Source organism: Micromonospora sp. NBC_01699, from assembly GCF_036250065.1.
GTDB lineage: Bacteria > Actinomycetota > Actinomycetes > Mycobacteriales > Micromonosporaceae > Micromonospora_G.
Genome location: NZ_CP109199.1, coordinates 2,059,820 through 2,073,420 on the forward strand (window position 1 = coordinate 2,059,820; position 13,601 = coordinate 2,073,420).

Consider the following 13,601-nt stretch of genomic DNA (forward strand, 5'->3'; position numbering starts at 1 on the left):
CGCAGGCGGATCGGCGGATTGTTCCCCCGAGCGGGGACCCGCCCGCCCGTACCCACGCCTTCCGCCTACCGGGTACGGCGTTCAGGCCTGCACGTACAGGCCGTGCGGGGTGCGGACGATGACCACCGGGGTGGGCGAGTGGTAGAGCAGGGCCTGGCTGAGCGCACCGAGCATGCTGCGCGAGGGTTGCTCGCCGCGCATGCTGACCACCACGACCTCGGCCGAGCGCGACTCGTCGATCAGGATCTGTTTCGAGTCGCCGCTGCGCACCCGGGGGACGACCCGCACGTCCGGGTACTTCCGCCGCCACGGCACCAACGCGCTGTCGAGTTCGTCGGCCACCGAGTGGTCCGGCTCCTGCGCCGGATTGTCCGCCTCCCAGATCCGCAGGGCGACGAGTTCGGTCTCGCGCCAGGAGGCGGCGTCGAACGCGAAGCCGAGCGCGGTTTCCGTACCGACTCCGCAGTCGATGCCGACCAGCACCGGGCCCGACGGTGGGGAGCTTTCGCGTACGACCAGCACGCTGCACCCGGCGCGGGCGGCGACCTGAACCGACAGCGCCTCGATCGGTACGGCGGTCTGGCCGGAGAGCCCGCCGTCGCCGAGCACCATCAGCGCGGCGCTGCCCGATTCGCGCAGCAGGGTGGTCAGTGCCGGTCCCTCGATCAGCGCGCAGGACAGTCGTAGTTCCGGTGCGGCCTCGGTCGCGGTGTTGGCGGCCTCGTTGAGGAGATGTTCGGCGGGTGCGCGCAGTTCTCCTTCGAGCGGGGTGTCCGGGTCGGCGACCCAGTTGAAGGCGTGCACGATCCGTAACGTACGGCGGTGTGCCGCGGCCTCGTGGGCGGCCAGCCGGACGGCGGTCATGCTCTGCGCGGAGTTGTCCACCCCGACCACGACCGGTGCGTTCGCGGGCAGGCTCATCGTCGTCACCTCCGGGCCCGGTCGCCGGCAGCCGGGTGGCGGGCTGGCACGTTGCGTTTGGCTCCGGTACCGACAGTAGTGGCGGGTCCGGGTCGGCGGACCGGGTTCGGCGGGGTGGGTGGCTCGACCATCGGCCCGAACACATCCTGCTCGGCCTGCTGCGCGAGGGGGAGGGGCTGGCCGCGATGACCCTCGGTCGGGCCGGGCCGGACCTCGCCGAGCTGCGCCGCCAGGTGATCCACTCCCTCGGCGCGGCCGCCTGACGTACGCCGGACGAGCCCACGTCCGCCGCCGGCCGCGACCGGCGGCGGATGTGACGGTCCCACTACTGCCGACTGCAAGGTATGACATGGAGGATATGTATCTGCATCAATAGATTGGGGCTAGCGTGAGGCGCACTGACGGCGTTGCCGCACCGGACCGGGAACCGGCCGCAGCGTGTGCAGCGTTGCTCAACCCCCAATCGAAGGGACCCGTCAATGCAGCACAGATCCTCGTCTGTCGCAGCGGCAATCCTGCTCGCGGCCGGCATGCTGGCCACGCTGCCGCAAGCGGCCTCGGCCAAGCCCACCAACGAGGCGGCCCCCGCCGTCTCCGCGGAGATCCTCAACGCGATGCAGCGCGACCTCGGCCTCACCGCCGGCCAGGCGCAGGCGCGGCTCGCCGCTGACGACCGGGCCGCCAAGGCCGAGGAGTCGCTGCGTGGCGCCCTCGGCAACCGCTTCGGCGGCGCCTGGCTCGCCGACGGCAGCCAGGTCGTCGTCGCGGTTACCGACGCCGCCGCCGCCGAGCGGGTACGCGCCGCCGGTGCGCAGCCGAAGGTCGTCGCCCGCAGCGAGGCGGCGTTGACGGCGATCAAGGACACCCTCGACGCGAAGGAGTCCGCCGCACCGAAGTCCGTGACCGGCTGGTACGTCGACGTCACCAGCAACACCGTGGTCGTCGAGGCCACCGCCAACGGTCTCGCGGCCGCCAGCAGCTTCGCCGCCGCCAGTGGCGCGCCGGCCGGCGCGGTCCGGGTGGCCGTCGCGGCCGAGGCCCCGAAGACGCTCTACGACATCCGGGGCGGGGACGCGTTCTACATCGGCGGCGGGCGCTGCTCGATCGGCTTCTCGGTGAACGGCGGCTTCGTTACCGCCGGACACTGCGGCCGCAGCGGTCAGGCCGTCCAGGGTTCGAACGGGGTCGCCGCGGGCAGCTTCGCCGGCTCGTCCTTCCCGGGCAACGACTACGCCTGGGTACGCACCAACGCCAACTGGGTCCCGCGCGGTGTGGTGAACCGCTACAGCGGCAGCACCACCGTGGCCGTACGCGGCTCGACCGAGTCCGCCGTCGGCGCCTCCATCTGCCGCTCCGGCTCGACCACCGGCTGGCGCTGCGGCACCGTCCAGGCGAAGAACCAGACGGTGAACTACTCGCAGGGTTCGGTCGGCGGTCTGACCCGTACCAACGCCTGCGCCGAACCGGGTGACTCGGGCGGCTCGTGGCTCAGCGGCAACCAGGCCCAGGGCGTCACCTCCGGCGGCTCGGGCAACTGCTCCAGCGGCGGCACGACCTACTTCCAGCCGGTCCGGGAGATCCTCTCCGCGTACGGCTTGAGCCTGGTCCTCGGCTAGTTCACGACGCACGACCACGAACGGGCCGGCGTACCCACGCCGGCCCGTTCGGCAACGTCATGTCGGTGCGGGTTACGTCACGGCCCGCCGGGTCGCTGGCTCCGCCGACTTGCTGCACACTGACGCGCGTGAGCCAGCGAAGCGACACCAGCAGTGATGGCGGCCTACGCTCCGCGGTCGTGGTGAACCCGACGAAGGTCGACGTCGACCAGTTGCGTGACACGGTCACCCGCGCCCTCGCCGACGCGGGCTGGCCGGAACCGAGCTGGTACGAGACCACCGTGAACGACCCCGGCCGAGGACAGACCCGGCAGGCGGTCGAGGCCGGGGCCGAGGTCGTCTTCGTCTGCGGCGGCGACGGGACCATCCTGTCCTGCGTGAACGCGCTGGTCGGCACCGACGTCGCGATGGCCGTGCTGCCGGTGGGCACCGGCAACCTGCTCGCCGCGAACCTCGGGCTCTCCGGCGACGTGGCCGGCGGCATCGAGATCGCGCTCGAACGGGGTCGCCGGCTGCTCGACGTCGGCGTCGTCGGGGACCAGGTCTTCACCGTGATGGCCGGAATGGGCTTCGACGCCCAGATGCTCGCCGCCACCTCCGAGACCACCAAGGCCCGGATCGGCTGGCCGGCGTACCTGGTCGGGGCCGTACGACACCTTCGCGACCGGCCGATGCGGGTGGTCATCCGGATCGACGACGACGCACCGCGCCGCCGCCGGGCCCGGACCGTGCTGGTCGCCAACGTCGGCCGGCTACAGGGCGGGGTACGCCTGCTCGCCGACGCCGAACCCGACGACGGTTACCTCGACGTCGCCATCCTCACCCCGCGCACCGTCCGGCACTGGGCCGTACTGATCTGGGCGGTGGTGGCCAAGCGCGAGCGGGTGCCCCGGATGGAGGTCTTCCGCTGCCGCCGGGTGCAGATCACCAGCAACCGCCGGCAGCCGAGGCAGCTCGACGGAGACCTGATCACGCCCGAGAAGGCGCTGCGGGCACACGTGCGGCCGAAGGCGCTGTGGCTGTGCGTACCGCGCCCGGCCGAGGCGCCGGACCTGTCGGTGGACGCCGCGACGGTGAGTCGGCGGGGGGAGCGCCGGATCGAGCGGGTACGCGGTGAGTAGCACCCGCATCGTCCCCGAGACCCGGCTGATGGCCGATGACCAGCTCTCCGCCGACGACGCCTGGCACACCCTGCGCCGGTACGGCGGCTGGCACCTGCTGCGGGACGCGTTCATCCGGTTCCGGTACGGCGACGGCTTCAGCCACTCCCGCGCCACCGCCCTGCAACTCTGCCTGGCCGTGGTCCCGTTCCTGATCGCGCTCACCGGTCTGATCAGCGACCTCGGGGTGGAGGACGGCGGACGGGTGGTGGCCGACACCGTGGTCGCGCTGACCCCCGGCCAGAGCGACGCCATGGTCGAGGAACTGCTGGTCGACACCGAACGCACCGAGGAGGCGGGTGAACTCGCCCTGCTGCTCGGCCTGATCACCGGCCTGGTGGCACTGACCTCGACGATGGCGCAGGTCGAGCGGGGCGCGAACCGGATCTACGGGGTGGAGCGGGACCGACCCGCGCTGCGCAAGTACGCCCGCGCGGTGGTACTGGCGCTCGGTGCCGGCGTACCGGCGCTGTTCGGGTTCCTCATCCTGGTCGGCGGCGGACCGCTCGGCGACTCGGTGCAGCGCTACTACGCCTGGGGCGAGGTCGCGCACACGTTCTGGAACGTGCTCCGCTGGCCGCTGAGCCTCGGCCTGACCGTCTTCGCGGTCGCGGTGCTGTTCCGGTACGCCCCGCGTCGCCGCCAACCGGGCGTGTCCTGGCTGCTGTTCGGGGCGGCGCTGGCCACCGCGCTGTGGTGGCTGGCGAGCGTGCTGCTGGCCGCGTACATCGGGCTCAGCGACGGGTTCGGGGAGACGTACGGTGCGCTCGCCGGGATGATGGCGCTGCTGCTCTGGGCCAACCTCACCGGGATCGCGCTGCTCGGCGGGCTGGCCTTCAGCGCCCAACTGGAGGCACTGCGGATCGGGGTGCCGGAGCCGGCCGAGCCGGACCGCTGGCAGCCCCGGACGGACGTGACCGTACCGGTCGCCCGTACCGCCGACCACGACGCCGCCACCGACCACGCCGAACCGGGGCCGCCCTCGCCCTGACCGGTCGCCCGCCCGCCGCGAGCCGGGGTGTACCGAGCTACCCGATCGGGTATCGGCACGCCAGGCATCGAGGAGGTGCGGGTGTGAGCGCGGTCAAGGACATACTGCGGCGGCCGGGCGGCCAGTTCACCGAACGAAGCCTGGCCGGTCTCGTGTTCATCATCGGCACCGGCGTGGGATTCGCCCTGCTGCTGACCCTGGTCCGGGTCGAGTGGGGACCGCTGCACCGCGTCGACGGCGGGGTCGCGGCCTGGTTCAACGACCTGGTCTCCGCCCACGACCCGTTGGTCACGGTGCTGCGGGCGATCACCGACCTCGGTGGACGACCGATCATGCTCTGGCTGGTCACGGTCGCGGTGGTCGGGCTGCTGATCCGCCGGCAGGGGCGGTTGGCCGGCTACCTGGTGGTCACCGGGCTCGGTGCGCTGGCCCTGGACCCGTCCCTGAAGGCACTGGTCGGGCGGCTGCGTCCGGTGGTCGACGTGCCGGTCGCGGCGGGCGTGGGCAACAGCTTCCCCAGCGGGCACGCGCTCGGCTCGCTGGTCGCGTACGGGGCCCTGCTGCTGGTCTTCCTGCCGGCGATCCGGCCCCGGTGGCGCCGCCCGGCGATCGCGTTCGTCGCCGTACTGGTGTTCGCGATCGGGCTGACCCGGATCGCGCTCGGCGTGCACTTCGTCTCCGACGTACTCGGTGGCTGGTTGCTCGGGCTGGCCTGGCTGGTCGTCACCGGGTACGCCTTCCGCCTCTGGCGGCGCGAGCGGGGCCGCCCGGTGCCGGCGCTGACCGAGGGGCTGGAACCGGAGGCCCGGCGCGACCTGGAGCCGGCGCCGGAGGAGGAACGGATGCTGCCACACCCCTGGGCCGGCGCTGCCGAACTGGTGACCGGCTGGGTGCTGGTGTTCGCCGCGCTGTACGGCTTCGGCATGCTGGTCAGCTACTACGCCGACGGTACGTTCGTGGCGACGCTCGATACCGAGGTGCCGCGCTGGTTCGAGCAGCACCGCACGGCCACCCTGAACGACATCAGCTGGGGCTGGAGCAAGGTCGGTGACACGCACGCGATCATGTTCGTCTCGCTGATCTTCTGTCCGCTGGTGCTGGCGGTCTGGCGTCGTTGGCGACCGGTGCTCTTCGTCGCCCTGACCATGTTCGGTGAGCTGGCGCTCTTCCTGGCCAGCGCCCGCGCGGTCGACCGGCCCCGGCCGGCGGTGGAGAACCTGGACGGCCAGATGCCGACGGCGTCGTTCCCGTCCGGCCACATCGCCGCCACCATGTGCCTGTACGTGGCGATCGCGGTGCTGGTGATGCCGCGTACCGACCGGTGGTGGCGGTGGCTGACGGTGGTCGCCGCGGTGGTGATGCCGGTCGGCGTCGCGATCTCCCGGATGTACCGGGGCATGCACCACCCGAGCGACTTCGCCGGGGCCATCCTGCTCACCGTGCTCTGGGTCGGCCTGCTCTACCTCGTGGTACGCCCCAACGCCGACCTCGAACAGGGCAACCGGCCGAGCACTACGGAACCCGACGCGCTGGTTAGAGTGGCGGCATGAGGATCGGCCCGGAGCAGACCGTCTCGTCCGCCGCCGCCAGTCCGGCCCCGCCCCCGGTGGCCCGGCCCCCGGCCGCCCGCCTCGCGGCCACGGTCGGCGGCGCGCCGACCGGCGGCACGCCGACCCCGCTGCTGCGCCGGCTGATCGGCTCGGTGCTGCGCCGGGTCCGGTTGCGGCAGGGGCGGACCCTGCGCGACGTCGCCCGGACGGCGGGCGTTTCGGTGCCGTACCTGTCCGAGATCGAGCGGGGCCGCAAGGAACCCTCCTCCGAGGTGCTGGCCGCGATCTGCCGCGCGCTCGGACTGCACCTGACCGAACTGCTCGAACAGGTACGCGACGACCTGTCCCGGATCGAGCCCGCGCGCCCGGTCGTCCCGCCGCGGGTCGGAGAGCTGCCCACCGGGCAGCCGTCGGCCGTGCGTCGGGCACCGGAGATCACTTGCGCTGTCGGCGGATCTCCCGACAGCAGAATCCGTTCCCCTCGCCCCCGTCGGGGCGGGAAGCTGCATGGGTCGGTTATCCGGGCGAACACCTCGCCCGCCGGCCGGGCAGGAGGCGGGATCTATGACCGGGCAAAGGGTATGGATGCGCGCGGAGGCACAGGTCTCGTTCGGCGACCAGGTCTACGACCGGTTGCTCCAGGAACGGATCATCTTCCTCGGCAGTGAGGTCGACGACGCCTCGGCGAACCGGATCAGCGCGCAGATACTGCTGCTCTCGGCCGCCGACCCGACCCGGGACATCAAGCTCTACATCAACTCACCGGGTGGCTCGATCAGCGCCGGCATGGCGGTCTACGACACCATGCAGTTCGTCCCGAACGACGTCGCCACCATCGCCCTGGGACTCGCCGGTTCGATGGCGCAGTTCCTGCTCTGCACCGGCACCGCCGGCAAGCGCTACGCGCTGCCGCACGCGCAGGTGATGATGCACCAGCTCTCCGGCGGCATCGGTGGCACCGCAGCCGACATCGCCATCCAGGCGGAGAACATGCTGCACGTCAAGCGGACCACACACGAGCTGCTGGCCCGGCACACCGGGCGTACGGTCGAGGAGATCACCACCGACTCCGACCGGGACCGTTGGTTCACCGCCGAGCAGGCGAAGTCGTACGGCATGATCGACCACGTGATCGCCCGAGCCGGCCAACTCCCGGATCCCGAGCCGGCCTGACCGGACCGGACGGCGGACGTCCTGCTGGCGGCCGGACACTAGGGTCGGGCGGGTGACCAGGCCAGAGCCGAACGGTGAGATCCGGGTGGTGGCGCCACCGTTGGAGCCGGACGTTCCCCGATGGATCCAACTGCCGGTGCGCGTGCTCGCCGCGTTGGTGATCGTGCCACTGGGCCTGCTCTGGGAGGCCGCCCGGCTGACCGGCCGGCTCCTGTACCGCTACCTGGTCCGTCCCGTGGGCCGGGCCGTCGACCGGTTGCTCTGGCGCCCGCTGGTGTGGGCCGCCCGGCACCTGGTGTGGCTACCCCTGGTCTGGGCGGCGCGTCATCTCGTCTGGCTACCCCTGGTCTGGGCGGCGCGTCATCTCGTCTGGCTACCCCTGGTCTGGGCGGCCCGTGGGGTGGGCTGGGTGGCCCGTCAGATGGTCTGGCTGCCGGTGCGGTGGATCGCGCTGAACCTGGTCTGGCGGCCGCTGGTCTGGGCCGGACGGTACCTGCTCTGGTACCCGTTGGCCTGGCTCGTCCGTTACCTGGTCCTGGCACCGCTGAGCTGGCTGCACGGGCTGCTCGCCGCACCGGCACGGGCGTTCGTACGCGTGCTCGCGGCGGTTGCCGGCTGGCTGCTGGGCCGGCTCGCCGCCGTACTGGGCCTGCTCTGGGCGGGGGTGTGGTGGGTCGGGCGGGTGTTGGCGGGCGGAGCCCGGTTCGGCTGGTGGCTGCTCGGGCTGACGGTCCGGTCCGGGTACCGGTACCTGCTGCGTCCGATCGGGTGGGCGGTGCGCTGGACCTGGTGGCAGACGGTGGTTCCGCTCGGGCGCGCGATCGGCTGGTCGGTCGGCCAACTCGCCCGCGTGCTGCGCCCGCTCGGGCTGGCCGCGGTCCACCTGGGACGGCTGCTGTGGGCGGGGGTGCGGTTCGGCTGGTGGCTGTGCGGTGTGCTGATGCGGTTCGTCCACCGGTTCCTGCTGCGCCCGGTCGGGCGGGCGGTGCGTTGGACCTGGCGGCACACCCTGGTCCCGGTCGGGCGGGCGATCGGTCGGCTGTGGTCGGGCGGTGTCGTACCGGCGGGTCGGTGGCTGCGCGACGACGTGGTCCGGCCGGTGCGGGTGACCACCCGGCAGGTCCTCGTCGCGTTCGGCTTCCGCCGCCGCACCTGACCCGGTCGGCGCCGTACCCCACCGTGACGGGGCGACGATGACGGGGCGACGATATAGTGACAAGCTTGACTATCTTGGGTCGCGGCGGGTAGCGTACCGGGCTTAACCGGTTAAGAAGCCGGTTGATCCGACATCCTGTGGTGGGGATGATGCCGTCCGGGCGGCCTGGCGGGCGACTGCCGGGCCGCCCGGACGCGCGCCACCCGAGCCGCGCGCCGGCTCACGCTCCGTGCCGTCGGGCCGGGTGTCTTCCCCGGCCCGAACACCGGCACTAGCGTGACGCGCTATGCACATGATTCGACGGATCACGGCGGTCGTCGCAGCGGCGACCCTCACCCTCACCGTCACCGGATCGCCGGCCAGCGCCGGCAGGAGCCGGGCCGGCGCGCCCGGGGCCGGGGACGGCTACTTCCCGCTCGCCGGCAACGGCGGGTACGACGTACGACACTACGGACTTGAGATCCGATACCAGCCGGCCACCCGCGCGTTCTCCGGGGTGGCGACGATCAGTGCGCGGGCCACCGACCGGCTCACCCGGTTCAACCTTGACCTGCGCGGTTTCGAGGTGCGGTCGGTGACCGTTGACGGGCGGTCGGCGCGGTTCGACCGGGACGGCCAGGAGCTGCGGATCTCGCCCCGGCACGACCTCTCGTCCGGCGAGCGGTTCACCGTCGTCGTGCGCTACGACGGTACGACCGGCCAACCGACCGACAACGAGGGCGCGCTCTACGGCTGGGTCTCCACCCCGGATGGTTCCTTCGTGGCCAACGAGCCGGAGGGGGCGTCGACCTGGTACCCGGTCAACGACCACCCCACCGACAAGGCGAGCTACGACTTCCGGATCACCGTCCCGGAGGGCAAGACGGCGGTGGCCAACGGTGAACTGGTCGACCAGCGGACCAGGGCCGGCTGGACCACCTTCACCTGGCGGGCCACCGACCAGATGGCCAGCTACCTGTCCACCGCCTCGGTCGGCGACTACGACCTGCGGCGCAGCACCGGCCCCCGGGGACTGCCGATCATCGACGCGATCGACCGGGATCTGCCGGCGGACGCCGCCGCCAACCTGGCCCGTACGCCGGAGATGATCGCCTACTTCAGTGACCTGTTCGGGCGCTACCCGTTCACCTCGTTCGGCGCGATCATCGACGACGACGAGGACGCCGGTTACGCGCTGGAGACCCAGACCCGGCCGATCTACTCCGGCCCGCCGTCCGAGGGTACGGTCGCGCACGAGCTGGCCCACCAGTGGTTCGGCAACAGTGTGAGCCCGGAGCGCTGGCAGGATATCTGGCTCAACGAGGGCTTCGCCACGTACGCGGAGTGGTTGTGGACCGAGCACACCGGCGGCACCACCGCGGCGGCCCGGTTCGACACCTACTACGCCCGGCCGGACACCTCCGGCATCTGGAACCCGCCGCCGGGTGACCCGGGCGCGGACAACCTGTTCGCCGGTTCGGTCTACACCAAGGGCGCGATGACCCTCCAGGCACTGCGCGAGAAGATCGGCGACCGGGCCTTCTTCGCCCTGCTGCGCACCTGGTACGCGGCGAACCGCGACGGTACGGTCGGCACCGCCGACTTCGTCCGGCTCGCCGAGCGGGTCTCCGGCAAGCGGCTGGGCGCATTCTTCCAGACCTGGGTCTACACCCCGGGCAAGCCCACCACCTGGTGACCCGGTAGTCGTTCCGGCCCCTCGTCGTCGCCCCCTCGGCGGCGGCGGGGGGCCGTTCCGGGAGGCGCCAACTTAACCGGTTGCGTTCATCGATACATGCCCCTACTCTGATCCGTGCGCCGCAGGAAGCCGGGTGGCAGCTGCCGGGCAGCAGTTGCCGAACCCTCACGTCCCCTCCCCGTTCCAGGGGCTCTTCCTGAGGTAGGCCATGAAAACACGTGTCTTCGCCGCCATCGCGGCGCTGCTCGCCGTACTCGTCTCCGTACTCGCGTTCATCCAGCCGGCGCATGCCGCGGCCGGCTTCACCGTGAGCGGGGGCCAGCTAATCGACGCCAACGGCAATCCGTTCGTGATGCGCGGGGTCAGTCACGCGCACGCCTGGTACCCGACCCAGACCGGCTCGTTCGCCAGCATCAAGGCGCTCGGCGCGAACACCGTCCGGGTCGTGCTGAGCTCCGGTGCCCGCTGGACGCAGAACACCGCCAGCGACGTGTCCAACGTGATCTCCACCTGCAAACAGAACCGGCTGATTTGCGTACTGGAGGTGCACGACACCACCGGGTACGGCGAGGAGGGCGCGGCCATCACCCTCGACCAGGCGGTCAGTTACTGGATCAGCATCCAGAGCGCACTCGCCGGTCAGGAGCGGTACGTCATCCTCAACATCGGCAACGAGCCGTTCGGCAACAACGCCAGCGTCAGCGCCACCTGGCCGACGGCCACCCGCAACGCGATCACCCGGCTGCGCGACGCCGGCTTCGACCACACGATCATGGTCGACGCGCCGCACTGGGGTCAGGACTGGCAGTTCATCATGCGCGACAACGCGCAGTCGGTGTTCAACAGCGACCCGGACCGCAACACCGTTTTCAGCGTCCACATGTACGGCGTCTACGACACCGCCGCCGAGATCACCGACTACCTCGGCCGGTTCCGCAGCGCCAACCTGCCGATAGTGGTCGGCGAGTTCGGCCACAACCACTCCGACGGCAACCCGGACGAGGACACGATCATGTCCTACACCCAGGCCAACGGGATCGGTTACATCGGCTGGTCGTGGAGCGGCAACGGGGGTGGCGTCGAGTATCTGGACATGGTGACCAACTTCAACGCCGCCAGTCTGACCTCCTGGGGTCAGCGGATCTTCAACGGTGCCAACGGGATCCGGCAGACCTCCCGCGAGGCGAGCGTCTACAGCGGCAACCCGACCACCCCGCCGACCACCCGGCCCCCGACCACGCCGCCGACCACCCCGCCCACGACCCGCCCGCCCACCACGCCGCCGACCACGCCACCGGTGACCACGCCGCCGGCCGGTACGCGCACCTGCACCGCGACGTACGCGGTGACCGGCCAGTGGCAGGGCGGGTTCCAGGCCGACGTACGGGTCACCGCCGGCAGTACGCCGATCAGCGGCTGGACGGTCAACTGGACCTTCGGCAACGGGCAGACGCTCAGCCAGTCCTGGAACGCCACGGTCAGCAGCAGCGGTTCGGCGGTCACCGCCCGGAACGTGGCCTACAACGGCAGCCTCGCCGCCGGGGCCGGTACGAGCTTCGGCTTCATCGGTACCTGGAACGGCACCAACGGCGTCCCGACCCTGCGCTGCACGGCCAGTTGACCCACCGAAGCTGACCCAGCTGATTCGTCGGCGCCGATCAATTCGGGGCGCCGTGACATCGGAACCGATGGCGGCGGGCCAACCCGACACCGGCGGCCGGACCCCATTTCTCGGGGGCCCGGCCGCCGGCTTTTTCCCACCGGGTCTCCCGGAGGCGCCCCGGAGCGGTTTCGCGCAATCTTCGGCCCGCCCGGATTCGCCGATAATTGACTTGCGTATTGTCGCCTTCATTGCATCGGACCGGGACGTGGCGGAATGCATCCCGCCCGGCGCGATGCCGCGTCTCATTCGGCAGCGTGAGCGGTACGGCGGGGTCCCACCGAAATCTGTGCCGGCCGTGGTAGAGCCAGTTCAGTGGGGGAGCAAACGTGAAGGATCACCCGGTTTCGAATTCCGTACGGCAGCGCGACTTCTGCCGTACGGATGTGATTTAACGCCTTGTCGCGGATCTGACACGGTATATCCCGGTAAAGCCGTCGCGGCTCCCTTCCCTCTCTGTAATCGTCGTTCTACAGTGAGCGATATCAGCAGGTGGGGGTAGTAGCCCACCGCGAGGGGGTGCCGAGTCGAGATTGTCCGGGGAGCCCGTACCGGCAACCGGTTGACGACCGGCTCTTGGCATGGCTCGCCGACGTTTGTCGCGGACCGACGCCGCTATCACTTCGAATATCCGGCCGGAGCGAAGGCTTCGGAGCCGTATATCGCCGTGCTCATTCGAGCCCGGATACGTGAGGGAAAGGGAGTTCCCGAATGAACACAGGAAAAGGGCTGGGTCGAACCTGGCTGCGCGGGATGACGGTCGTCGTGACCATCATGGCCACCGGCCTGACCGTCGCGACCGCTCCGGCGGGTGCGGCACGGTCCTCGGTCCGTCCCGACACCCCGGTCGCCAGTGACGGCTCGCGTATGTCGGTGCCGAGCCGGGCCTCGGTCGGCGGCGCCTCCGGGTACGCCGGCACCGGCAGCACGGTGGGCACGAACGTGACCGCACCCACCGGCTCCTCGACCACCGCGCTCGGTACCGAGTCGATTTTCGGCCCGGACAACCGGATCCAGATCAACCCGACCACGTCGTTCCCGGCCCGCGCCGTCGTGATGATCACGCGAAGCGGTGGCGCGCACTGCACCGGCTGGATGTACGGCCCCGACATCGTGGCCACCGCCGGACACTGCGTACACACCGGGGGCAGCGGCGGTTCGTGGTACACCGGCCAGCTCACCGTCTGGCCGGGCCGCAACGGTGCCTCGGCGCCGTACGGATCGTGCACGGTCAAGCAGCTCTACTCGGTCACCGGCTGGACGGTCAGCGGCGACGAGGCGTACGACTACGGCGCGATCAAACTGAACTGCACCATCGGCTACACCACCGGCTGGTTCGGTTACTGGTGGCAGGCGGCGAGCCTCGCCGGTGCCAGCACCCTGATCAACGGCTACCCCGGCGAGAAGCCGTTCGGCCAGCAGTGGCGGGGCGACTCGGTGGCCCGGACGGTCGCGGTGAGCCAGGCGAACCAGATCTTCTACAGCAACGACACCACCGGTGGCATGAGCGGCAGCCCGATCTACCAGAACCGGGCGGCGGGCAGTCCATGGTGCACCGGCTACTGCTCGATGGGGATCCACGCGTACGGCTTCCCGCACATCGGGTACCCACACGACACGTACAACCACGGAACCCGCATCACCGAGGCGCGGTTCAACAATTTGCAGGCCTGGAAGGCTGCCTGACCGATCAGGTGGG

The 13,601-nt window shown here is 71.0% G+C and carries 11 protein-coding genes and 1 pseudogene; 11 read left to right on the plus strand and 1 reads right to left on the minus strand.

Annotation, left to right across the window (positions count from 1 at the left end):
* Positions 1–81: 81 nt before the first annotated feature.
* Positions 82–921, minus strand: coding sequence for a universal stress protein (locus OG792_RS09275; RefSeq protein ID WP_329108813.1), 840 nt, complete (start codon positions 919–921; stop codon positions 82–84).
* A 137-nt stretch (positions 922–1,058) separates the two neighbouring features.
* Here OG792_RS09275 and OG792_RS09280 point away from each other — a divergent pair.
* The 11 genes and pseudogenes from OG792_RS09280 to OG792_RS09330 all read left to right on the plus strand — a co-directional run.
* A pseudogene (locus OG792_RS09280) lies at positions 1,059–1,169 on the plus strand (Clp protease N-terminal domain-containing protein); the annotation flags it as partial.
* Positions 1,170–1,400: 231 nt separating this feature from the next.
* Positions 1,401–2,537 carry a S1 family peptidase gene (locus tag OG792_RS09285; protein WP_329108814.1) on the plus strand — a complete coding sequence of 379 codons (1,137 nt, stop codon included), beginning with the start codon at positions 1,401–1,403 and terminating at the stop codon, positions 2,535–2,537.
* Between the two features lie 128 nt (positions 2,538–2,665).
* Positions 2,666–3,658: a diacylglycerol/lipid kinase family protein gene (locus tag OG792_RS09290; protein ID WP_329108815.1), complete on the plus strand. Its 993-nt coding sequence runs from the start codon at positions 2,666–2,668 to the stop codon at positions 3,656–3,658.
* Positions 3,651–4,688, plus strand: a complete 1,038-nt coding sequence (locus tag OG792_RS09295) for a YihY/virulence factor BrkB family protein (protein WP_329108816.1) — start codon at positions 3,651–3,653, stop codon at positions 4,686–4,688. The genes OG792_RS09290 and OG792_RS09295 overlap by 8 nt, the downstream gene beginning before the upstream one ends.
* Before the next feature lie 83 nt (positions 4,689–4,771).
* Complete coding sequence (locus OG792_RS09300; RefSeq protein WP_329108817.1) at positions 4,772–6,238, plus strand: phosphatase PAP2 family protein; 1,467 nt, start codon at positions 4,772–4,774, stop codon at positions 6,236–6,238.
* The gene (locus tag OG792_RS09305; RefSeq protein WP_329108818.1) at positions 6,235–6,906 is read left to right on the plus strand and encodes a helix-turn-helix domain-containing protein; all 672 of its coding nucleotides are present in this window, start codon (positions 6,235–6,237) and stop codon (positions 6,904–6,906) included. Before OG792_RS09300 ends, OG792_RS09305 begins: the two co-directional genes overlap by 4 nt.
* Positions 6,824–7,411 (plus strand): ATP-dependent Clp protease proteolytic subunit, encoded by a 588-nt coding sequence (locus OG792_RS09310; protein WP_442932394.1) that lies wholly within the window; start codon positions 6,824–6,826, stop codon positions 7,409–7,411. The genes OG792_RS09305 and OG792_RS09310 overlap by 83 nt, the downstream gene beginning before the upstream one ends.
* Before the next feature lie 52 nt (positions 7,412–7,463).
* On the plus strand, positions 7,464–8,567 hold the full coding sequence (locus OG792_RS09315) for a hypothetical protein (RefSeq protein WP_329108820.1): 1,104 nt from the start codon (positions 7,464–7,466) through the stop codon (positions 8,565–8,567).
* A 286-nt stretch (positions 8,568–8,853) separates the two neighbouring features.
* Positions 8,854–10,242, plus strand: a complete 1,389-nt coding sequence (locus OG792_RS09320) for a M1 family metallopeptidase (protein ID WP_329108821.1) — start codon at positions 8,854–8,856, stop codon at positions 10,240–10,242.
* Between the two features lie 208 nt (positions 10,243–10,450).
* Positions 10,451–11,863, plus strand: a complete 1,413-nt coding sequence (locus OG792_RS09325) for a cellulase family glycosylhydrolase (RefSeq protein ID WP_329108822.1) — start codon at positions 10,451–10,453, stop codon at positions 11,861–11,863.
* Positions 11,864–12,613: 750 nt separating this feature from the next.
* Positions 12,614–13,588, plus strand: a complete 975-nt coding sequence (locus OG792_RS09330; protein ID WP_329108823.1) for a trypsin-like serine peptidase — start codon at positions 12,614–12,616, stop codon at positions 13,586–13,588.
* The last annotated feature ends 13 nt before the right edge of the window (positions 13,589–13,601 follow it).

Excerpts from the sequence above, each read along its gene's own strand:
- OG792_RS09275 (WP_329108813.1), bottom strand. The coding sequence starts at position 921 with ATGAGCCTGCCCGCGAACGCACCGGTCGTGGTCGGGGTGGACAACTCC.
- OG792_RS09285 (WP_329108814.1), top strand. The coding sequence starts at position 1,401 with ATGCAGCACAGATCCTCGTCTGTCGCAGCGGCAATCCTGCTCGCGGCC.
- OG792_RS09305 (WP_329108818.1), top strand. The coding sequence starts at position 6,235 with ATGAGGATCGGCCCGGAGCAGACCGTCTCGTCCGCCGCCGCCAGTCCG.
- OG792_RS09310 (WP_442932394.1), top strand. The coding sequence starts at position 6,824 with ATGCGCGCGGAGGCACAGGTCTCGTTCGGCGACCAGGTCTACGACCGG.
- OG792_RS09320 (WP_329108821.1), top strand. The coding sequence starts at position 8,854 with ATGCACATGATTCGACGGATCACGGCGGTCGTCGCAGCGGCGACCCTC.
- OG792_RS09325 (WP_329108822.1), top strand. The coding sequence starts at position 10,451 with ATGAAAACACGTGTCTTCGCCGCCATCGCGGCGCTGCTCGCCGTACTC.
- OG792_RS09330 (WP_329108823.1), top strand. The coding sequence starts at position 12,614 with ATGAACACAGGAAAAGGGCTGGGTCGAACCTGGCTGCGCGGGATGACG.